This window comes from Lysinibacillus sp. CNPSo 3705 (assembly GCF_028674935.1).
Lineage (GTDB): Bacteria > Bacillota > Bacilli > Bacillales_A > Planococcaceae > Lysinibacillus.
Map to the genome: position 1 here is coordinate 12,134 of NZ_JAQZSD010000026.1, position 20,699 is coordinate 32,832.

Genomic DNA, 20,699 nt, shown 5'->3' on the forward strand with positions numbered 1-20,699 from the left:
TGTGGGTTCATGCAAGCTATTTTATATGTCGCTCATGGAAGTAGAGTAAAGGCAGGCGTGGAGCAAGCGAAAATTTTCCTTAAGGGTGTACAACAGGACATTGAAATACCGATTCAAGAAATTTGTTTTTTAGAGCTTGCGACGCCGACAATTGCAGATGGGATAGCAAGCTGTATTTACAGAGGGGCTACAGCTATAGCGATCGTGCCTATTTTATTGCTTGCTGCTCAGCATGCAAAGCACGATATTCCAAGTGAGATTGATAAAGCAAAAAAACAGCATCCACAAGTGCGATTTACATACGGTGAACCACTTGGTGTCCATGAATTATTAATTGATACACTACAAACTAGAATTTTAGAAGCAAAGTACCCTACTAACGATGCAAGTGTTTTACTTATAGGTCGTGGGAGTAGTGATCCTGCAGTAAAGAGTGATTTAGAAAAAATTGCAACAAGATTGCGTGATAAATATGCCTATGAAGCAGTAGACACATGTTTTTTATATGGAGTGGGTCCTACATTTGAAGATTGGATACAACAAGAAAAGAATAGGATCCATCCAGTGTTTATAGTGCCGTATTTGTTATTTACCGGGATTTTGCGCCAAAGTATAGCAAGGCAATTACAAGAGTATGAGAATAAGAACGTTATTTTATGTGAAAGTTTAGGCTATGACGACAATGTAAGGGAAGTTTTAGTGGAACGTATTTGTCAATTATTAAAAATTACTAAGGAAGGTGTTTTGTAATGGTAGATAAAAGGACCGAAAATGTAAATCTAGCATTAGATAATGTCCGCCAAATTTTAAATACTGTAAACCACGGATCGATTACATTGATTGTGCAAAATTCCTATGTGGTTCAAATTGAAAAGAAGGAAAAAATACGACTTCGATGATAAATCATCAGCAAATGACCTTGAAAATAGTTGTGAAATACAACCAAAATCAAACAAATAATCAAGATTAGAAATTGATACTAAAACGTGAGGTGGCAAGATTGAAACTACAAGTAGTTAATAGTCCATTTAATGAGGAGCAGGTAAAGCTGTTAAATGAGCTGCTTCCTAAACTAACAGGAGAACAGAGGATTTGGTTAAACGGCTATTTAAGCGCACCACTAGCAACTATTGATGCTGTTGTCGAAGAAGCAACACCGATAGTAAAAACAAGCACCAAGACCGTGACGATTTTATATGGTTCACAAACAGGCAATAGCCAGGGGTTAGCTGAAAAATATGCCTTAGCTTTGAAAGATAACGATGTCGACGTAACCATTGCATCGTTAGCAACGTTTAAGCCAAATAATTTAAAAAAGGTAGCGAATCTTTTGCTCATTGTTAGCACGCATGGGGAAGGGGATCCGCCTGATCAAGCGATACAGTTCTACGATTTTTTGCATAGTAAGCGTGCTCCTAATTTAGAGCATCTTCATTATTCTGTATTGGCCTTAGGAGATAGTTCTTATGAATTTTTCTGTAAAACAGGAAAGGATTTTGATGAACAGCTTGCCAAATTAGGGGCAACTTTAATCGTCCCTCGCACAGATTGTGATGTAGATTATGATGACTCTGCTGCACAATGGTTCTCTGCTGTTCAGCAGGCGTTGTTGCAACAGACCGATATAGCTGCTACGACTACACAACATCAGACAGTACAAGGAGGCACTACATATTCCCGTAAAAATCCGTTTTATGCAGAAGTACTTGAAAACATTAATTTAAACGGCCGCGGATCAAATAAAGAAACACGTCATATTGAATTATCCATCGAAGGTGCCAGTTTCCATTTCGAACCAGGAGATAGCATCGGTATTCAACCAGATAATGATAAAAAGCTAGTAGATGCTTTAATCACAGCGTTACAGTTTGATCCACAAACGGAAGTAACCGTCTTCGAAGAAACGCTACCATTAAAGGATGCATTACAAAAAAAGTTAGAAATTACGGTATTATCAAAGCCGTTGTTACAAAAAATTGGTGCCTATACAGTCCATCAGGAATTTGCAAAGCTACTTGAAGACTCTAATTCATGGAAGGACTATGCGAAGGGAAGAGACTTACTTGACGTTGTGCAAGACTTTGCACCATTTATATGGGATGCGCAGCAATTTGTAGATTTACTACGTAAAATTCCAGCACGTCTATATTCTATTGCTAGTAGTCAGAAGGCAAATAGTGAAGAAGTACATTTAACAATTGGAAAAGTAAGCTATGAGACGAATGGGCGACAACGTCTTGGTGTTTGCTCTGGAAGTGTAGCGGAACGTACTCAAATTGGAGATACACTACCGATTTATGTTCATAAAAATCCGAACTTTAGACTACCAGAGCATAAGGACACACCGATTATTATGATTGGTGCTGGCACAGGTGTAGCCCCGTATCGTGCATTTTTGGAGGAGCGTGAGGAATTAGGGATCGAAGGAAAAGCGTGGCTAATTTTGGGTGATCAACATTTTGTCACAGACTTCCTTTATCAAACGGATTGGCAGCGTTGGCTTGCTTCAGGCACGCTCAGTCAAATGCATGTCGCCTTTTCCCGTGATACAGATAGAAAAATATATGTTCAACATAAAATCGAGGAAAATGCTGTCGCCTTTTATGAATGGCTAGAGCAAGGAGCAGTCATTTATGTCTGTGGCGATAAAAAATCGATGGCTGCTGATGTTGATGCAACAATACTTCGCGTTATTGAACAACAGGGACAAAAAACGCCAGCGGAAGCTAAAGCCTTTGTCCAAGAGCTAAAACGGCAAAAACGCTATCAACGTGACGTTTATTAACTTCTTTCGGCAAATGTTTTATGTAGCGAAAGTGAAACGACAGCTACAAATGTTTTATGTAGCGAAAGCGAAGCGGCAGCTACAATTATGCCAGGCATAATTGATTAAAGGAGCGATAACAAATGACAGGAAAAATAATTTTACCCCCACAACCAGGGAAGCCTAGTGATGTAGAACGTATTAAAACCGACAGTAATTATCTACGCGGAACATTAGAGCGTACGATGAACAATCCATTAAGCTCAGGTATTCCAGAGGATGATAATCGTCTAATGAAGTTCCATGGTAGTTATTTACAAGATGACCGAGATCTTCGAAATGAACGTCAGCGTCAAAAGCTTGAGCCTGCCTATCAATTTATGGTGCGTGTACGTACACCGGGCGGAGCAGCTACCCCAGCACAATGGCTAGTAATGGATGAAATGGCAAGAAAGTATGGTAACGGCTCCTTAAAATTAACGACACGTCAGGCATTCCAAGTGCACGGCATTTTAAAATGGAACGTTAAAAAATATATGCAGGAAATTAATGAGGTGTTATTAGATTCGCTTGCTGCCTGCGGAGATGTGAACCGTAATGTCATGTGTAATGTAAATCCCAATCAATCCGCATTACATGAGGAAGTCTATAATTGGTCTGTAAAATTAAGTGAGCATTTATTACCTAGAACAAAGGCTTACCATGAACTATGGCTAGATGGTGAAAAGGTAGTTGACACTCAGGATGAAGAAATTGAACCTATATACGGTGCGCAATATTTGCCACGTAAATTTAAAATTGGTATTGCTGTTCCACCAAGTAATGATGTGGACGTATTCTCACAAGATATAGGGTTAATTGCAATTGTTGAGGAGGGTAAGCTAATAGGCTTTAACGTAGCAGTTGGCGGAGGGATGGGCATGACACATGGCGATCATGAAACATACCCACAGCTTGCACGTATAATTGGCTTTATTACACCTGATAAACTATTGGAAACGGCGGAGAAAATTATTACGATTCAGCGTGATTATGGAAATCGTTCGGTGCGTAAAAATGCACGTTTTAAATATACAATTGACGCTAGAGGACTTGAATGGTTTAACGAAGAACTAACACGTCGTCTAGGCTGGGGTTTTCAAGAGGCGCGGCCATTTACCTTTCATCGTACAGGTGATGAGTTTGGCTGGGTTAAAGGTGCAGGAGGCCAATGGCATTATACATTATTTATTCAAAATGGTCGTATTAAGGACTTTGAAAATTATGAACTACTAACAGGATTACGAGAAATTGCGAAGGTGCATACGGGTGATTTCCGCTTAACGCCAAACCAAAATTTAATGATTAGTAATGTAACGCCGCAAAAGAAGAAAAAAATCGCTGCTATTATTGAGCAATACAAGCTTACAGATGGTGCACACTATTCTGCCTTGCGTCGTAATTCGATTGCTTGCGTATCGTTACCAACATGTGGTTTAGCGATGGCAGAAGCAGAGCGTTACTTGCCTTCCCTTATTACAAAAATTGAAACAATCATCGATGAAGCAGGCTTAAATGATACAGAAATTGTTATTCGTATGTCAGGCTGTCCGAATGGTTGTTCTCGTGCAGCAATGGCTGAAATTGGCTTTATCGGTAAAGGTCCAGGGAAATATAATATGTATTTAGGCGCAAGCTTTACTGGTGATCGTCTTAATAAAATATACCGTGAAAATATAGGGGAGGAGGAAATATTGACGGAGCTTCGTCCAATCCTTCTACACTATGCGAAGGAACGTCTAGAGGGCGAGCATTTCGGTGATTTTGTTATACGTACGGGTTATGTAACAGCTGTTTACGACGGACGAGATTTTCATCATAAATAAAATAAGCCATGTAGCAAAGAAAATTGCTACACGGCTTTTTTAAATGGAAAAGTCCTCTGGGATAAAAACTTTTAATTGCTTTGGTTTGACAAATACATGGTCACCAACCTTAAGCTGAAGATTAGTAAATTGCTCCTTAGTCAGTTCTGCCTCTAAAAATTCATCTATATCTTCACGACGCAGCTCAATCTGCACGATAGGTCCGAGCAAATGAATATGGCTAACTTTGACGGGGACGGTGCCAGATTTGTTAGTTTTCTCAATATGAATATCATGGGGACGTACATAGCCTACTGCATGACCCTCTGGATGTTCTAGTACACCAGGTACATCAATCGCAAATTCACCATGCAGGAGCATACCATTTTGTAACCGTCCTTTAAAGAGATTTACATTACCTAAAAAATCATACACGAAAGGACTCTTTGGGTTTGTGTATACGTCGTCTGGACTACCAATTTGCTCTATCTTGCCGTTGTTCATAACGACAATTCGGTCTGCAACATCAAGTGCCTCTTCCTGATCGTGTGTGACAAAAATGCTTGTAATATGAAAATCATCGTGAAGCTTTCGAAGCCAACGACGCAATTCCTTGCGCACTTTAGCATCCAGCGCTCCAAAAGGTTCATCTAATAGAAGCACCTTGGGCTCCACTGCGAGAGCTCTAGCAAGCGCAACACGCTGACGTTGCCCACCTGATAGCTGAGTTGGGTAACGATCAGAAAAATTATCTAGTTTGACGAGTCGTAGAAGCTCCATCACTTTGCTCTTTATTTCTAATTTAGACGGTCTTGTTTTACGGGGGCGTACTTTAAGACCGTAAGCGACATTGTCAAAAACTGTCATGTGGCGAAAAAGGGCATAATGCTGGAATACAAAGCCTACATTTCGCTCCTTTGGATGGCGATCTATCATCGATTGACCATCAAATAAAATCTCGCCAACATCTGACGTTTCAAGTCCAGCAATAACGCGTAGTAAGGAAGTTTTGCCAGAACCAGATGGGCCGAGAAGGGCAACCAGTTCCCCTGATTGAATATGAAGTGAAACATCTTCTAAAGCTTGAAAGGAACCGAATTTTTTAGATACATTGTTAATTTGAATGCTCATGCTGACAATACCTCCTTAATCGTATTTTGATTTCCAAGCAATAATATCTTTAACGATAAGTGTCATAATGGCGATCACACTCATTAGTGAAGCAACGGCGAAGGCTGCTGCAAATTGGTACTCATTGTATAAAATTTCAATATGAAGGGGCATTGTATTTGTCATTCCACGAATATGCCCTGATACGACAGAAACGGCACCAAATTCACCAATTGCCCGAGCATTACATAGTATAAGCCCGTACAATAAGCCCCATTTAATATTTGGCAATGTCACATGCCAAAATGTTTTAAAACCATTGGCACCAAGTGAAATGGACGCCTCCTCCTCAGAAGTGCCTTGTGCTTGCATAAGAGGAATAAGCTCCCGTGCAACAAAAGGCAACGTAACAAAGACAGTAGCAAGGATAATACTAGGTAGCGCAAAAACAATTTTAATGTCATGGTCAAATAGCCAATCCCCAAATAATCCTTGTGAGCCAAATAACAAAATAAATACTAAACCTGCAATAACAGGAGATACTGCAAAAGGGAGATCGACGATTGTCAGTAATAGATTTTTTCCTTTAAAATTGAACTTTGTTAAAGCCCAAGCAGCCATAACGCCAAAGATTGCGTTTAATGGTACTGCAATCGCGACGACAGTTAAGGTTAATTTTATAGCTGCCAATGCATCTGGATGTGTGATAGCTGCTACATATACGTCTACCCCTTTTTGAAAGGCAGTGGAAAAAATTGATACTAGTGGGAGTACAATGAAAAATGCTAAAAAAGCTAGCGCAATAAAAATTAGCGTATATCGGACAAAGCGAGGCTCTTGTAAGGCAGCGGACTTTGTCACTGCATTATTTTTTGCAGGAGCAACTTGCTGTATAAATGTAGACTGTTCCATAAATACCTCCTAATGTACAAAGCGACGATTTACCAGCCATTGTATTAAATTAATGCTAAATAGTAGGATGAAGGAAGTGACAAGCATGACCACTGCAATAGCAGTTGCACCAGCATAGTCATATTGCTCGAGCTTAGTCATAATTATTAATGGCGTAATTTCAGTCTTCATCGGCATATTGCCGGCGATAAAAACAACAGAGCCATACTCTCCTAGTGCACGTGCAAAGGCTAATGAAAAACCTGTTAAAATGGCAGGAGCAAGCTCTGGAAAAATAACTTTACGAAAGGTTTGAAAACGAGTTGCTCCAAGACTTGCAGAGGCTTCCTCAACCTCGGTACTAATATTTTGTAAAACAGGCTGCACAGTACGGACGACAAATGGTAGCCCGATAAATGTAAGGGCAATGATAATGCCGAGTGGTGTATAGGCAATTTTAAAATTAAAAAATTGACCAATCCAACCATTTGGCGCATAGAGTGACGTTAAGGCAATTCCTGCCACAGCAGTTGGCAAAGCAAAGGGTAAATCGACAAGTCCATCGATGATTCGTTTAAATGGAAAGTGATAGCGCACAAGCACCCAAGCAATGATTGTGCCAAAAATAACATTTAGTAAACCAGCAGTGAACGCTGTACTAAAGCTTACCTTATAGGAAGCAGTAGCACGGGGAGCGGTCACAATATCAACAAACTCTCCCCAGCTTAAGGACATTGTATGAATAAAAATCATAGATAGTGGCAATAAGACTAGCAAGCTAACATATAACATAGTGTAGCCAAGTGAAAGGTGGAAACCTGGAATAATGCGGCGTGTCGTTTTATTAACAGTTAAAATACTCATGACATGCCTCCTTATTGAGGTACATAAATTTCATCGAATGTACCACCGTCTTTAAAATGCTTCGCTTGTGCTTCTGCCCAACCACCAAAATCATCAATTGAAACGAGTTCAAGTTTTGGAAATTGCCCTTGATATTTTGCTAGAATTTTTTCATTTCGCGGTCGATAGTAATTTTTTGCCGCAATTTCTTGACCCCGTTCACTATATAAATACTTTAAATAAGCCTCTGCTACTTCACGTGTGCCTTTTTTATCAACGATTTTGTCAACGATTGCGACAGGTGGCTCAGCTAAAATACTTAAAGAAGGTGTAATGATATCAAACTCGTCACCCAATTCATTGAGCGATAAATGTGCTTCATTTTCCCATGCTATTAAGACGTCACCAATTTTACGTTCAACAAATGTTGTTGTCGCACCGCGTGCACCAGAATCTAGTACTTCCACATTGCTATAGAGAGCTTTCATAAATTCCTTTATTTTTGCCTCATCATTTTTATATAATTTCCCTGCATAGGCCCAAGCGGCTAAATAATTCCAACGTGCACCACCAGATGTTTTAGGATTTGGTGTGATGACAGATACATCATCTTTAATTAAATCATTCCAGTCTTTAATACCTTTTGGATTGCCCTTACGTACTAAAAAGGCAATAGTCGATGTATAAGGTGTTGAGTTATTTTCAAATTCTGTTTGCCAATCTTTATTTAATAGGCCTCGAGCTTGTGCAATCTCATCAATATCGTAAGCTAGTGCTAGCGTAACAACATCTGCCTCTAGACCATCAATTACAGCTCGCCCCTGTTTACCAGAGCCTCCATGTGATTGTTTTATCGTTACATCTTGACCGGTTTCATCCTTCCATTTTTTTATAAAATCTTTGTTGAATTCCTCATAAAGCTCACGTGTTGGATCATAGGATACATTTAATAGTTCTACAGTTTTTTTGGATTCCTGAGCCCCTGTATTCTTCTCTGAAGAGCTACTGCCGCAACCGGTTAATAGTAGAGCTAATGTAGATAAAAGTGCTAACGATTGGAGAAAATGTTTCCTTTTTTTCATAAAAAATCGCTCCTTTTTTGTCTAGAGATTACAAAAGGCCATCTACTGGTACGATGTATAATCGTCATAAGTAGATGGCCTTCAGATACTCTGATCAGCATTTTATATTGGTTTGGTTCAAAGCTTAGTTATACATTAAACATATATTTCCTATTAGTCAACAAGGAATTTAAAAATTTGGCTTTTGACCATCATTATATACGAGAATGCAATGTAAAATGTAGGCTCATTGAAATGAATTTTTTTCTGAAAGCCTAGTTGACTACTAGGTGTACTTTAGTATATATTTGGTAATAAGGAAAAATGATTGTAGAATGAGGAAGCGTTGGACACTCGCTAATAAGTGACTAAAACTGCATTCATCTCAACACCTATAGAGGTTTCTGTAGTTGAAAGAAATTAAATAATGAGCTGGCTAGTCAAACTAGAGGCGTTTTAACAAAGACATGTCTATAAATATGTCTTTCGTTAGAACGCCTCTTTTACGTTATAAGGAGGATTATATGCTAACATATGCAACTTGGCATGAGCCAACATTGAATTTTCAGGTAGACGATACGTATAAGGCTGCACTAGAGGTTTTGCAGTGGAGTTATGCAGAATATGGTGAGGATATCGTCTATGCATGTAGCTTTGGGATTGAGGGAATTGTCTTGATTGACCTTATTTCAAAGGTAAAGCCTAATGCGAAGATTATCTTTTTAGATACAGATGTTCATTTTAAGGAAACATATGAAACGATTGATAAAGTAAAAGATAAATATCCGCAGCTGAACATTATTATGCAAAAACCAGCACTAACACTCGAACAACAAGCAACTGAATTCGGTGATGAATTATGGAAGTCTAATCCAAATAAATGCTGCGATATTCGCAAGATTGCGCCGTTACATAAAGCGTTAGCTGGAGCAAAAGCTTGGATTTCAGGTTTGCGTCGTGAACAATCACCGACCCGACAAAATATGAACTTTATCAATCTTGACGATAAATTTAAATCTATTAAAATTTGTCCACTCATTCATTGGACATGGAAAGATGTCTGGCGGTATGTTTCAAAGCATAATTTGCCATACAATCCGTTGCACGATAAAGGCTATCCAAGCATTGGTTGTGAGCATTGTACAAAACCAGTATTTACAATGGATGATTTACGTTCAGGCAGATGGCAGGGATCTGGTAAAACGGAGTGTGGATTACATGGGTAAGGGAGTTTTGCCATGCTTGAATATGTAGCAATAGCGATCAGTTTATTTTTTGCGATGAATATAGGTGCTAGCGGAGCAGCTGCCTCAATGGGAGTCGCTTATGGGGCTGGTGCCATCAAAAAAGCTTGGCAAGCACTGCTCATTTGTTCTGTGGGTGTTTTTACAGGAGCAGTTCTTGGAGGTGGGGAGGTCGTAAAAACAATAAGCGCCGGTATCATGTCAAAGGAGTACATTACCGTAAAGATTGTCATAATTATTTTGATTTCTGCGACAAGCTCACTATTTATCGCTAATCTTTTAGGCATCCCATTATCGACAAGTGAAGTGACAGTAGGAGCAGTTGTAGGTGTAGGGATTGCCTATAAAGTGCTATATATTAAATCATTGCTTGTGATAGCATCATTTTGGGTAATAGTGCCAATCGTGGCGTTTGTCATTGCATTTGTCTTTGGAAAATGGCTGTATAAATTACGAGTCAATGGTTTGTTAAAAGATCATCCAATATTAACGTTTCTCCTTGTGTTTGCAGGATTTTTTGAAGCCTTTTCAGCAGGGATGAATAATGTAGCAAATGCAGTTGGACCTCTTGTTGGTGCAGGAATGATGCCTGTAACAACTGGAATATTGCTTGGTGGGGCATTCGTGGCGCTTGGGGCGTTGTTACTAGGAAAACGGGTGCTTGAAACAAATGGTAAAAAAATAATGCGCTTTGAAAAGGCAGAAGGGATATTAATATCGAGTACAGGTGCACTACTAGTCGGTATAAGTTCTATCTTTGGGCTTCCCGTACCGTTAACACAAGTAACATCCTCTTCGATTATCGGGATGGGGATGGCTAAAAACGGGAGACAAATTTTCCATAAGCATATTGTGAAAAAAATAATTCGAATTTGGATAGTCTCACCAATCCTTTCTTTAGCCATCTCCTATTTTTTAATACAACTATTTTTAGAGAAAGATGTCTATGCCATCGTCTTAATTGGCAGTATCATTGTTGGAACACTGGGTGTCATCAGCTTAATGCGAACAATGCGTGAAGAAGAGCGCTCCATATACGATGCGGGTGAAGGAATATAAATACACGGATTACTTGAGAGACAGCCGATTATTTTTATAGGAGCTAATCCAATCAGACGTGAACCGATCACATTTGAAGGGGAGCTGATCCAATCAGAGGAATTCCCGATTACCTCTGAAAAGAAGTTAATCAATCGCAGAAGCCTCAATTTGCCCAAGACTAAAAATTAAAAAAATATGCAAATAAAACTAAGTAATTCAATAGATCTAGGAGGGGATTTCGATGAGTTTACAACCACATGGTGGACTATTAGTGCAAGCCTTTAATCCAGAGAAGGAAGTAACGCATATAAATAAAGTTATTGAGCTTGATGCCATTGCGCTTAGTGATCTAGAGTTAATTGCTATCGGTGGTTACAGCCCAATTGAAGGTTTTTTAACACGGGAGGATTATGAATCAGTTGTTGAACATACACGTTTAGCGTCAGGCGTGGTATGGAGTATTCCGATTACATTACCTGTAGCAAAGGATGTAGCTGCAACATTGCAGTCCGGTGATGAGGCGAAATTAGTATATGGTGATGTTGTTTATGGCGTTATTGAAGTTGCTGATATTTATGAACCAAATAAACGGAAAGAGGCGTTGTTAATATACGGCACGGAGGATATTGAGCATCCCGGTGTTAAAAAGTTGCATGAACGCCCAAGTATTTATGTAGGCGGAAAAATTACATTAGTAAAACGTCTAGAGCAAAAGTTCCCAGCCTACTCATTCGATCCGTTTGAAACACGCCAGCTTTTTGCAGAAAGGGGCTGGAAAACAATTGTAGGCTTCCAAACACGGAATCCCGTGCATCGAGCACATGAATATATTCAAAAGGCGGCTCTTGAAACAATTGATGGATTATTTTTAAATCCACTAGTTGGAGAAACAAAATCAGACGATGTTTCAGCTGCTATTCGCATGGAAAGTTACGAAGTTTTACTACAAAATTATTATCCTAATAATCGCGTGCAATTAGGCGTGTTTCCAGCTGCAATGCGTTATGCAGGTCCAAAGGAAGCTATCTTCCATGCACTTGTACGAAAAAATTATGGCTGTACGCACTTTATCGTTGGGCGTGACCATGCAGGTGTTGGTGATTACTATGGCACATACGATGCACAAAAAATCTTTGAACAATTTACGGAAGATGAATTAGGAATTATTCCATTAAAATTTGAGCATAGTTTCTATTGCAACAAATGTGAGGGCATGGCAACGACGAAAACATGTCCACATGATAGCTCGGTGCATGTTATTTTATCGGGTACCAAGGTACGTGAAATGTTACGTAACGGCGAATTGCCCCCAAGTACATTTAGCCGAAAAGAGGTTGTGGATGTACTAATTAAAGGAATGCGTAAGGAGGTTTTAAAGTGAGTTCAAATATCGTTTGGCATGAAGCTTCCATTACGAAAGAGGAGCGTCGCACACAAAACAAGCATCAAAGTTTTATTTTATGGTTCACCGGTTTATCAGCATCTGGGAAATCTTCTGTGGCAAACGCATTTGCACGCCGACTTTTTGAACGTGGCCATCAAGCATTCGTCTTAGATGGTGATAATGTTCGCCATGGCTTAAATAAGGATTTAGGATTTGATGAAGCTGGTCGAAAAGAAAATATCAGACGTATCGGAGAGGTATCTAAGCTTTTTGTGGAAAATGGACAAATTGTTCTAACTGCTTTTATCTCACCTTATCGAGAAGATCGTCAAGTTGTTCGTGAGCTTGTGGAAACAGGCGAATTTATAGAGGTATATGTGAATTGTTCGGTAGAAACGTGTGAAAAACGTGACCCAAAAGGTCTTTATAAAAAAGCACGTAATGCGGAAATTCCAAACTTTACTGGGGTTAGCGCACCCTATGAAGAACCGGAAAATCCAGAAATTATTTTAGACACAGAACTTTATTCTATCGAAGAATGCGTTGACCAGCTCACAGACATATTAACTTCAAAAGGATATATATACTAAATCTGTTTTCTTAAAGAATCTGCTTACTTCTGATAAGCAGATTTTTTTAAATGGTAGATTTACCTATTTATTATAGAATTATTCCATATGTTGTGGGATGATTAAGTCATCATATGTTATAGGAGATGAAGAAATGAGCATACATATTCAACGATTAACGGAGGATGTTGTAAACCAAAAATTATTATATGAAATATTGGAGCTATGGAATGAAAATGCCATAGAAACTGCAGATTGTGAATTAGGGGAGAGTGAAAGGAAGGGTATTCAAGAACAACTAGAACAATATATTCAATCAAAATATGGGGCCATTTATATAGCAACTGATGAAAATAATGCAATGATTGGTTTTGGAATGGCTTCGATCAAAAAGGATTTTATTTTCGATATGAACTATGGTCAAATTGACGAGGTTTATGTAGTGCCAGTGTATAGAAGACAGAAGGTTGCTAAACGTCTAGTAGATGATTTAGTGCATTGGTTTAATGACGAACATGATACTACTGTAGTAAATGTTTATGTAGATTTAGAAAATGACTTAGCACTAAACTTTTGGGAAGGCATTGGCTTAGAGAAGGAATTTTTTATGCTATCAAATAACTAAAAAAAGTGGCCAATGAAGTTTATTCATTGGCCAACTTTTTTGGAAAAGTTATTTTATGCCTTGTTCCTTTTTCATCCGATCAATTTCAGGTCCCAGCTCGTCGTGTATTGTGCCTTTCCAAGGCTTTACACCAGCAATGTACGAGGAGCGAGTCATAATATGCCCTCCAACAGGACCTGTGATGAACAGGAATAGTATACCAAGCAAAATGCGTGGATTAAAGTGATCTTCAATAAGCCAAAAGTGAAAGAATACGCCGATAAGTACGCACATGACACCGAGCGTTGCACTTTTTGAAGCAGCGTGCGCACGTGTGTACAAATCAGGTAAACGGACAAGACCTATGGCTGTCACGACTATAAATAGCACCCCTACAGAAATGAAAAAGATAACTAAACTATTAGCGAGAATTGTCACGTTTAATGATATCTCCTTTCTCTATGAATTTAGAGAAAGCAACCGTACCGATAAACGATAAGATCGCTAACAGTAATATAATCTCTAGGAAGAAGCTTGTTTCAACCAATACAGAAAACAGTGCAATGAGTGAGATGACTGATACACCCAATGAATCTAATGCTACCACACGATCGGATGCAGAAGGACCTTTAACCATTCGATAAATGACTGCAATCATTGATAAGCAAATCACTACAATCGAAGCAATAATAAATGTTGTCATGATTTACTCACCTCCAAAATCGCTTTTTCAAATGAATCTCGAATTGCTGTAATGGCTTCATCGACATCACTCATGTCAATCGCATGTACATACAAAGTTTTTGCATCATCAGATACGTGCACTACTACCGTACCAGGTGTTAACGTAATGAGACTCGATAATAATGTAATTTCCCATTCTTGTGTTAACACAGTCGGATAGGCAAAGAACGCAGGTTGCATATCCAACTTAGGCTTTAATACCACTCGAAGAACTTGTACATTCGCTAACACTAACTCCTTTAAAAAGAGTAATGTCAACTTAATGATTGCCCATATGCGGTAGACGTAAAGACGGGTAGTAAAAAATCTACGCATAATAATGAGCAATATAATACCGAGAATAAACCCAATGATAAAGCCTGTTGCTGTGTAATTAGAAGAAAGGAACATCCAAACGAAGGCAAGTACAACATTTAAAATAATTTGAAATGCCATATCTCTAATCCTCCTTCATTACAGCATCTATATAAATAGATGGATCACTTAATAGTTTTGCCGCATCGTCCATAAATGGCGTAATCCATTCAGAGCCTACACCATACGCTACAGTAATGAGCACTAAAAGAACGGTAGGCGCAAATAGTGTATAGTAGACTTTTTTATCGACAGTACCCGTTGTTTCTTTTTCTTCACCCCAGAAAGCATAAAGGAAAATACGAATAACCGATAATAAAACGAGAAGTGATGAAGCTAAAATAAAAATACTACTCCATTTACTGCCTGCTTCAAATCCGCCCTGTACAATCAACAGCTTTCCAACGAAGCCACTAAGAGGGGGGATCCCTGCTAAACCAAATGCTGCAATTAAGTAGCACCAACCAAGAGCAGGATATTTATTCATAAGACCGCCCATTTTTCGTAAATCAGATGTGCCAGTAATGTAGATGACGATCCCTATTAACATAAAGAGCGCTGCTTTAATTAGCATGTCATGGATTAGATAAAACATTGCACCTTTTAGGGAGATTTCATTCATTTGAGAAACACCAAATAAAATAACACCTACAGCTATGACAATATTATATATAATGATGAGCTTCACATCATGGTAGGCAAGTGCACCAATACAGCCCGCAATAATGGTTGCAACTGCTAATGCCATCAGTAAATCATGTGTATACGATAAATCATGAACAAAGAACAATGTATATGTTCGAGTAATCGCATAAATGCCCACCTTTGTTAGTAGTGCACCAAATAGCGTTAGCACTGGTATAGGTGCTGCTGCATAAGAAGTTGGTAGCCAAAAGTATAGCGGGAAAATAGCCGCTTTTAACCCAAATACCATTAAAAATAGTACAGCTATAACCGTAACGATACCTGGCTGATTAATTTCAGCAATTTTTACCGCAATATCTGCCATGTTTAATGTGCCTACTACAGAGTAAAGGAAGGCAACTGTAATAACAAATAAAGCAGATGAAATAACATTAATTAAAATATATTTAATGGAACCTTTAAGCTGTCCTTTTTCGCCCCCAAGAACGATAAGCAAATAAGAGGCCATTAACAAAACCTCGAAGAACACGAACAGGTTAAAAATATCGCCTGTCGTAAATGCCCCGTTAACCCCAGTTAAAATAAACATAATGCCAGGATAATAGAAGAAGCGTTCACGTTCCTTTGTGATGGAACCAAAGCCATACCAAACAACAAAGAAGGTGATCAGCAGCGTTGTAGTGACAAGCAATGCAGATACCATATCAGAAACCATCGTAATGCCATACGGCACAGGCCAATTCCCGAACGTTACCATTTGAATACCATCATTTTTCACTTTTATAAGCAGTGAAATGGCTGATATAAGTGCGAGACCTATACCAAGTAATGCGAATGAACGCTGATATTTTAAGTTTTTTTGCCCGAATATTAACATCATACCGAAGAAAAATGGAATGATAATTGGCAGTAGAAGGAAGTTATTCATCCTCATCACTTCCTCTCATTAAGCTTATATCATCTGTCTCGAGCTCCTGATAAGAACGATAGGCGAGTACTAAGAAGAAAGCTGTTACCCCAAAACTAATAACAATCGCTGTTAAAATAAGCGCTTGTGGTAATGGGTCTGCAAAAGTTTTTGCCCCTTCCTTTAAAACAGGTGGTGCTTCTCCACCTAGCCCGCCCATCGTTAAAATGAGAAGATGAGCGCCATGACTTAAAAGACCTGTCCCGATAATAATACGCAATAAGCTTTTGGATAAGATTAAATAAATCGCTGCCATAAATAGAAAGCCTATGACAAACGCCATCAATATTTCCATTATTCATCCTCCCCAATCGTTTGAATAATGGTCATCGTAACGCCGACAACAACCAAATAGACACCGCTATCAAAAAGCATAGCCGTGTGTAATGACTGTTTGCCTAGAAGCGGTAAATCGAAATAATCAAAGAAATGTGTAAAAAACGGTTTACCTACAAACATTGGGAAAGCAGCTGTTGCGAGTGCTAGAAGTAAGCCAATTGCAGTTAAATACGTATAATTTATAGGTAAAACCTTACGAACCGTATTTAAATCAAAGGCAAGGACTAAGAGCACGATCGCACTCGATGTTAAAAGTCCACCAACAAAGCCGCCTCCAGGTGTGTAATGACCAGCGAGAAAAATATGAATGGAGAAGAAGAAAATAATGAAGAATACAATTTTTGTTGTAAATTGTATAATGACATCATTTGTTTTCATGTGTTTTCTCCTTTCTATTCATGCGTAGCTTTATCATTGCTAAAATGGCCATTCCAGCAATAGCTAGTACTGTAATTTCAAATAATGTATCAAAGCCACGGTAGTCTACTAAGATAACATTGACAATGTTTCCACCGCCTGCTTTTGAATAAACGGTTTCCTCATAATATTTCGAAATAGTCGGAATCAATTTTTGTGAATGTGCAGACAGTGCTACAAGCGTAACCATAACACCGACAGCAACGGAAACAATCGCGCGATTTAATTGGAATCTCATGCGCTCTTCCCGTTTTCCCAGCTTCGGCAGATGATAAAACGCTAGTAAAAATAGCGCAACAGAAATTGTTTCAATGACAAGCTGTGTTAATGCTAAATCAGGAGCATTAAAAATAACGAAGAATAATGCTACTGTGTAGCCCACAGCACCAAGGCCTATAATAGCTGTTAAACGTGACTTTGCCAAAATTGTAATGGCTGTTCCAATGACTAACACTACAACTAAAATGATTTCGTAAGGACGAATAGGTGAAATATCTTGGAAGGAGACTGTAAAAGCATTCTTCACAAATAAAGAACCGATTACAATCGCCGCAATGCTACTAAACATATACAGCAGGTAGTGACGCATAGAGCCCGTCATATAAAGACGTGATACGCGATTTAACCCAACATCTAGCCCGAGCATAATCTTGTCGTATGCATTATTTAACGTTAAAGATTTCGGGAATCTTTGGTAAATAACTTGCCATTTCGGTAATGCTACAAACAATAGAACCCCAACAATTACGATGCCAAATGTCATGACTAATTCGGGAGTAATTTCACCATGCCAAGCAGCCACGTGAATATCAATATCCTTTGGTGAATCATATAAGAATGGCTGAATAGCTTGTACGGCTGGTTTTACAAAAGTATCACCAACTAGGTTCGGAATAAAGAATATTGTTACGACTAATGCTGCTAAAATCATCGGTGAAATTAGCATACCAATCGGTGCCTCGTGTGGTTTATGAGGTAATTTTTCTGGTTTATATGTACCAGTAAATGTTCTGAAAACAAAATAGAAGCTATAGACAAATGTAAATATACTAGCAATCCAAGCGACAATCGGGAAGAGTGCTCCCCATGTTTCGAAGCCTAAAAAATCGAAATTTTGCAGTGCAAGCATAGCAGTTAAAAACATTTCCTTACTTAAGAAGCCGTTAAATGGCGGTAGACCAGCCATTGATAAGCTTCCGATAGCCGCTACTGTAAAGCTAAGCGGCATAATACTCATTAATCCACCGAGCTTACGAATATCACGTGTACCTGTTTCATGATCGACAATGCCTGCAATCATGAATAGGCTTCCTTTAAACGTTGCATGGTTGATAAGATGGAAGATTGCCGCAAAGGCAGCAAATTTAATAGTATCTGTAGTCCCATTGCCATGAAACGCTAAAGCACTAGCGCCGAGCAAAGACATGATAAGTCCAAGCTGACTCACTGTGGAGAAAGCAAGGATTCCTTTTAAATCTGTTTGCTTTATAGCAAAGAATGAACCCCAAAATAACGTTAAAATACCTACGCTTGTTACGAGCCATACCCAAAGCTCAGAAACAGCGAAAATTGGTGTGAAACGTGCAACTAAATAAATACCTGCCTTTACCATTGTTGCAGAGTGGAGGTATGCACTTACTGGTGTTGGCGCTTCCATTGCATCTGGTAACCAAATGTAGAATGGGAATTGGGCAGATTTTGTAAACGCTCCTAGCAGTATTAAAACGAGCGACCAGGTGAACAAGGGATGCTGCACTAAGCTAGGTGCCATTACAATAAGTTCACGGATTGAATACGTTCCTCCCATTAAATAAAGAAGGATGAATCCTCCTAACATCATCAAGCCGCCACCGACTGTAATCATCATTGACTTAAGTGCACCAAAGCGAGAGGCATCACGAGCATACCAATAGCCGATCAGTAAAAATGATGAAATAGATGTTAGTTCCCAAAAGAAGTACAGTGTAATTAAATGATCTGACTGTACTACTCCTAGCATTGCGGTCATAAATAATAATAGGTAAACATAAAAATTATGTAATTTTTCTTTATGTTTGTCTAAGTAAAAAATAGAGTAAAGTACGACCAATGAGCCAATTCCAGTAATCAGCAATGAGAACAGCAAGCTAAGTCCATCTAAATAAGAAACGACGGAAATATCAAGCGATGGAATCCAAGGAAGCTCTTCAAGAAATACTTTACCATCTGCTACTTTTCCGATATAAGACGCGTAAATAATCGCGAGTGTAGCAGGTACTGCAAGAACAAACCAGCCTGTGTGAATATTTTTAATGCTTTTATATAAAAGTGGCACAAATATTGCAGCAAGCATTGGAATGAAAATATAAAGTACTTGTAACAAAAAAATCCTCCTTTATGCAGATAAGTATGTTAATTATATCGCACTTTTTGTAGGATTGCATATGCACTCATATGATTTAGCTTGCGGTAATGGAAGAACTTTGGATATATTATAAATAGGAAGTTATCAATAATAATAGAGGAAAAAATTATTTATGAAGAACCCTTATATTTATGGTTATCTACCATTAATTACAATTTTATTGTTTAGTTTGACGTTTGGAATGTATGCAGTAAGTGAATCGTTGCAAGTTTTTCATGCAATCGGTGTGTATTCCGGCATGCGTGAGTTTTTATCCGATTTTGAGCTCCGTGTATTCTTGCTAATTGTCTTTGCTGTAATCTTTTTTATGCTATTTTCAGCATTAAAATTAGTAGGGGAAACGATTCATGAGTTAGGAATGTTATTTTTCTCAAAGGATCATGATGGTACGACAGTGAATCAAGCACGAGGTGGATACATCATTTTATTAGTTGGTGCAATCTGTTCAGCCTTTGCTATTCAATTTATTTACGTTTTAGTAGGTATTTTTGTCTTAACCGTTTTTATCTACTTTATTTATCTTATCTATAAAATGAGTCATTTTATGTCGATGGGTGGAACAATTGGCTTATTAGTATTTGAACTTTTTATGTGGACTATACTATTATCGCTATTAGTTTATGTTGTTTTAAAATTGTATAATGGTATTTTAGCAAGTTTACCGTTTGCTCACTAAATGCACCAAATCGTTTATTTCATTCATAAAAGGCAACAGGGGATTGTATCCTGTTGCCTTTTGTCATTAGTAATTTCATAACTTTTTGTTGCATTCTCTAGGGATAGTGCCGCGTTGACTAAAGCGTTACATCCTTGCATTAGGATCTGCAGCGTCTGTCAAATGTGCATAAGTGCTTAAGAGTATTTATTTTGCGGTTGTATAAAGATTTTGAATTGTACTTGAATCAATAATTTGTTCTTGCTGTTTATCATTGACAGTATAGAGAATTTTGATTTGTCGTTTAGGATTCTTTTTCACATCTTCTAGTTGGAATGACATAATTAGGACCCCTTCTTTTTCGATTGTCCAATCTTTGATGTCTTTTAATTCTCCGATATCTTCTTTGCCTCGTTTATATACCCCTAGCTTTTTACCACTTTCACCTGCATAAAACTGATATTGAATGTTAGACTCAGCGTGAAGTAAGTCAATATCGTTGATGATCACGTTATCATTACCAGTCCATCTAATAGCTGTTATAATATAGTAATTTTTTCCGTCCTCCAAAGCTGATGTAGAGACTTCATCAATAACAAATTTGCCTTCTTCGTCTTTCTTAATACATCCTCCTAATAAAAGTCCTAACAATAATAAAAACAAAAATAACTTTTTTTTCATGCTACATTCTCCCTTCTTTATGATGATATGTAATTTAATTCATCCTGTTTTGATAAATAACATTGCTATAGAAAAAAGCGGAAACTCAAGCATCGTAATTGTTGTCAAGACAAATTACGAGAGGAATTTTCGCTTTGC

Annotated in this window: 22 protein-coding genes; 10 read left to right on the forward strand and 12 right to left on the reverse strand. The window is 38.3% G+C overall.

The features are described from left to right. Positions 1–9 precede the first annotated feature (9 nt). From PVA17_RS12720 to cysI, 4 genes are all read left to right on the forward strand, one after another. Positions 10–750 (forward strand): sirohydrochlorin chelatase, encoded by a 741-nt coding sequence (locus tag PVA17_RS12720; protein WP_274067885.1) that lies wholly within the window; start codon positions 10–12, stop codon positions 748–750. After that, the gene (locus PVA17_RS12725) at positions 750–899 is read left to right on the forward strand and encodes a YezD family protein (RefSeq protein ID WP_079561519.1); all 150 of its coding nucleotides are present in this window, start codon (positions 750–752) and stop codon (positions 897–899) included. The genes PVA17_RS12720 and PVA17_RS12725 overlap by 1 nt, the downstream gene beginning before the upstream one ends. 101 nt (positions 900–1,000) lie before the next feature. Further along, on the forward strand, positions 1,001–2,785 hold the full coding sequence (locus tag PVA17_RS12730; protein ID WP_132361732.1) for an assimilatory sulfite reductase (NADPH) flavoprotein subunit: 1,785 nt from the start codon (positions 1,001–1,003) through the stop codon (positions 2,783–2,785). A gap of 122 nt (positions 2,786–2,907) precedes the next feature. Then, the gene (gene cysI / locus PVA17_RS12735) at positions 2,908–4,629 is read left to right on the forward strand and encodes an assimilatory sulfite reductase (NADPH) hemoprotein subunit (protein ID WP_132361730.1); all 1,722 of its coding nucleotides are present in this window, start codon (positions 2,908–2,910) and stop codon (positions 4,627–4,629) included. A 39-nt stretch (positions 4,630–4,668) separates the two neighbouring features. Here the strand turns inward: cysI and PVA17_RS12740 are convergent, their stop codons facing one another. Genes PVA17_RS12740 through PVA17_RS12755 form a run of 4 tightly spaced genes read right to left on the reverse strand, consistent with a single transcriptional unit; the run spans position 4,669 to position 8,534 of the window. After that, positions 4,669–5,739 carry a sulfate/molybdate ABC transporter ATP-binding protein gene (locus PVA17_RS12740; RefSeq protein WP_132361728.1) on the reverse strand — a complete coding sequence of 357 codons (1,071 nt, stop codon included), beginning with the start codon at positions 5,737–5,739 and terminating at the stop codon, positions 4,669–4,671. 15 nt (positions 5,740–5,754) lie between these two features. Then, positions 5,755–6,630, reverse strand: a complete 876-nt coding sequence (gene cysW / locus PVA17_RS12745) for a sulfate ABC transporter permease subunit CysW (protein WP_274067886.1) — start codon at positions 6,628–6,630, stop codon at positions 5,755–5,757. Positions 6,631–6,639: 9 nt separating this feature from the next. After that, on the reverse strand, positions 6,640–7,473 hold the full coding sequence (gene cysT / locus PVA17_RS12750; protein ID WP_274067887.1) for a sulfate ABC transporter permease subunit CysT: 834 nt from the start codon (positions 7,471–7,473) through the stop codon (positions 6,640–6,642). Positions 7,474–7,484: 11 nt separating this feature from the next. Continuing rightward, the gene (locus tag PVA17_RS12755; RefSeq protein ID WP_274067888.1) at positions 7,485–8,534 is read right to left on the reverse strand and encodes a sulfate ABC transporter substrate-binding protein; all 1,050 of its coding nucleotides are present in this window, start codon (positions 8,532–8,534) and stop codon (positions 7,485–7,487) included. Between the two features lie 503 nt (positions 8,535–9,037). On the opposite strand from PVA17_RS12755, the gene PVA17_RS12760 reads away from it, so the two are divergent. The 5 genes from PVA17_RS12760 (at position 9,038) to PVA17_RS12780 (ending at position 13,376) form a co-directional block, all read left to right on the forward strand. Next, the gene (locus PVA17_RS12760) at positions 9,038–9,739 is read left to right on the forward strand and encodes a phosphoadenylyl-sulfate reductase (RefSeq protein WP_132361720.1); all 702 of its coding nucleotides are present in this window, start codon (positions 9,038–9,040) and stop codon (positions 9,737–9,739) included. 12 nt (positions 9,740–9,751) lie between these two features. Beyond that, the gene (locus PVA17_RS12765; RefSeq protein ID WP_274067889.1) at positions 9,752–10,816 is read left to right on the forward strand and encodes a sulfate permease; all 1,065 of its coding nucleotides are present in this window, start codon (positions 9,752–9,754) and stop codon (positions 10,814–10,816) included. 223 nt (positions 10,817–11,039) lie between these two features. After that, complete coding sequence (gene sat, locus PVA17_RS12770; RefSeq protein ID WP_274067890.1) at positions 11,040–12,179, forward strand: sulfate adenylyltransferase; 1,140 nt, start codon at positions 11,040–11,042, stop codon at positions 12,177–12,179. Continuing rightward, positions 12,176–12,772 (forward strand): adenylyl-sulfate kinase, encoded by a 597-nt coding sequence (cysC, locus tag PVA17_RS12775; RefSeq protein ID WP_274067891.1) that lies wholly within the window; start codon positions 12,176–12,178, stop codon positions 12,770–12,772. Before sat ends, cysC begins: the two co-directional genes overlap by 4 nt. Before the next feature lie 133 nt (positions 12,773–12,905). After that, a complete protein-coding gene (locus tag PVA17_RS12780) occupies positions 12,906–13,376 on the forward strand; it encodes a GNAT family N-acetyltransferase (protein ID WP_132361713.1) in 471 nt (156 codons plus the stop codon). Positions 13,377–13,424: 48 nt separating this feature from the next. Here PVA17_RS12780 and mnhG read toward each other — a convergent pair whose 3' ends face one another. Genes mnhG through PVA17_RS12815 form a run of 7 tightly spaced genes read right to left on the reverse strand, consistent with a single transcriptional unit; the run spans position 13,425 to position 19,183 of the window. Next, the gene (gene mnhG, locus PVA17_RS12785; protein ID WP_132361712.1) at positions 13,425–13,793 is read right to left on the reverse strand and encodes a monovalent cation/H(+) antiporter subunit G; all 369 of its coding nucleotides are present in this window, start codon (positions 13,791–13,793) and stop codon (positions 13,425–13,427) included. Continuing rightward, entirely contained in the window at positions 13,777–14,058 is a 282-nt protein-coding gene (locus PVA17_RS12790; protein WP_132361711.1) for a Na(+)/H(+) antiporter subunit F1, read from the reverse strand. The genes mnhG and PVA17_RS12790 overlap by 17 nt, the downstream gene beginning before the upstream one ends. Continuing rightward, the gene (locus tag PVA17_RS12795; protein WP_132361710.1) at positions 14,055–14,534 is read right to left on the reverse strand and encodes a Na+/H+ antiporter subunit E; all 480 of its coding nucleotides are present in this window, start codon (positions 14,532–14,534) and stop codon (positions 14,055–14,057) included. The genes PVA17_RS12790 and PVA17_RS12795 overlap by 4 nt, the downstream gene beginning before the upstream one ends. A 4-nt stretch (positions 14,535–14,538) precedes the next feature. After that, positions 14,539–16,026, reverse strand: coding sequence for a Na+/H+ antiporter subunit D (locus PVA17_RS12800; protein WP_274067892.1), 1,488 nt, complete (start codon positions 16,024–16,026; stop codon positions 14,539–14,541). Then, positions 16,019–16,360, reverse strand: a complete 342-nt coding sequence (locus PVA17_RS12805) for a Na(+)/H(+) antiporter subunit C (RefSeq protein WP_049669151.1) — start codon at positions 16,358–16,360, stop codon at positions 16,019–16,021. Before PVA17_RS12805 ends, PVA17_RS12800 begins: the two co-directional genes overlap by 8 nt. After that, a complete protein-coding gene (locus tag PVA17_RS12810) occupies positions 16,360–16,782 on the reverse strand; it encodes a Na(+)/H(+) antiporter subunit B (RefSeq protein WP_049669152.1) in 423 nt (140 codons plus the stop codon). Before PVA17_RS12810 ends, PVA17_RS12805 begins: the two co-directional genes overlap by 1 nt. Further along, the gene (locus PVA17_RS12815) at positions 16,769–19,183 is read right to left on the reverse strand and encodes a Na+/H+ antiporter subunit A (RefSeq protein ID WP_132361708.1); all 2,415 of its coding nucleotides are present in this window, start codon (positions 19,181–19,183) and stop codon (positions 16,769–16,771) included. Before PVA17_RS12815 ends, PVA17_RS12810 begins: the two co-directional genes overlap by 14 nt. A gap of 154 nt (positions 19,184–19,337) precedes the next feature. Here PVA17_RS12815 and PVA17_RS12820 point away from each other — a divergent pair, with 154 nt between their 5' ends. Next, on the forward strand, positions 19,338–19,901 hold the full coding sequence (locus PVA17_RS12820; RefSeq protein ID WP_142510531.1) for a DUF5366 family protein: 564 nt from the start codon (positions 19,338–19,340) through the stop codon (positions 19,899–19,901). A 186-nt stretch (positions 19,902–20,087) separates the two neighbouring features. On the opposite strand, the gene PVA17_RS12825 is transcribed toward PVA17_RS12820, so the two are convergent. Beyond that, positions 20,088–20,561 carry a hypothetical protein gene (locus PVA17_RS12825; RefSeq protein ID WP_274067893.1) on the reverse strand — a complete coding sequence of 158 codons (474 nt, stop codon included), beginning with the start codon at positions 20,559–20,561 and terminating at the stop codon, positions 20,088–20,090. Positions 20,562–20,699: the final 138 nt, after the last annotated feature.

Excerpts from the sequence above, each read along its gene's own strand:
- PVA17_RS12720 (WP_274067885.1), top strand. The coding sequence starts at position 10 with ATGCAAGCTATTTTATATGTCGCTCATGGAAGTAGAGTAAAGGCAGGC.
- PVA17_RS12725 (WP_079561519.1), top strand. The coding sequence starts at position 750 with ATGGTAGATAAAAGGACCGAAAATGTAAATCTAGCATTAGATAATGTC.
- cysI (WP_132361730.1), top strand. The coding sequence starts at position 2,908 with ATGACAGGAAAAATAATTTTACCCCCACAACCAGGGAAGCCTAGTGAT.
- PVA17_RS12740 (WP_132361728.1), bottom strand. The coding sequence starts at position 5,739 with ATGAGCATTCAAATTAACAATGTATCTAAAAAATTCGGTTCCTTTCAA.
- cysW (WP_274067886.1), bottom strand. The coding sequence starts at position 6,630 with ATGGAACAGTCTACATTTATACAGCAAGTTGCTCCTGCAAAAAATAAT.
- cysT (WP_274067887.1), bottom strand. The coding sequence starts at position 7,473 with ATGAGTATTTTAACTGTTAATAAAACGACACGCCGCATTATTCCAGGT.
- PVA17_RS12755 (WP_274067888.1), bottom strand. The coding sequence starts at position 8,534 with ATGAAAAAAAGGAAACATTTTCTCCAATCGTTAGCACTTTTATCTACA.
- PVA17_RS12760 (WP_132361720.1), top strand. The coding sequence starts at position 9,038 with ATGCTAACATATGCAACTTGGCATGAGCCAACATTGAATTTTCAGGTA.
- PVA17_RS12765 (WP_274067889.1), top strand. The coding sequence starts at position 9,752 with ATGCTTGAATATGTAGCAATAGCGATCAGTTTATTTTTTGCGATGAAT.
- sat (WP_274067890.1), top strand. The coding sequence starts at position 11,040 with ATGAGTTTACAACCACATGGTGGACTATTAGTGCAAGCCTTTAATCCA.
- PVA17_RS12780 (WP_132361713.1), top strand. The coding sequence starts at position 12,906 with ATGAGCATACATATTCAACGATTAACGGAGGATGTTGTAAACCAAAAA.
- PVA17_RS12790 (WP_132361711.1), bottom strand. The coding sequence starts at position 14,058 with ATGACAACATTTATTATTGCTTCGATTGTAGTGATTTGCTTATCAATG.
- PVA17_RS12795 (WP_132361710.1), bottom strand. The coding sequence starts at position 14,534 with ATGGCATTTCAAATTATTTTAAATGTTGTACTTGCCTTCGTTTGGATG.
- PVA17_RS12800 (WP_274067892.1), bottom strand. The coding sequence starts at position 16,026 with ATGAATAACTTCCTTCTACTGCCAATTATCATTCCATTTTTCTTCGGT.
- PVA17_RS12805 (WP_049669151.1), bottom strand. The coding sequence starts at position 16,360 with ATGGAAATATTGATGGCGTTTGTCATAGGCTTTCTATTTATGGCAGCG.
- PVA17_RS12810 (WP_049669152.1), bottom strand. The coding sequence starts at position 16,782 with ATGAAAACAAATGATGTCATTATACAATTTACAACAAAAATTGTATTC.
- PVA17_RS12820 (WP_142510531.1), top strand. The coding sequence starts at position 19,338 with ATGAAGAACCCTTATATTTATGGTTATCTACCATTAATTACAATTTTA.
- PVA17_RS12825 (WP_274067893.1), bottom strand. The coding sequence starts at position 20,561 with ATGAAAAAAAAGTTATTTTTGTTTTTATTATTGTTAGGACTTTTATTA.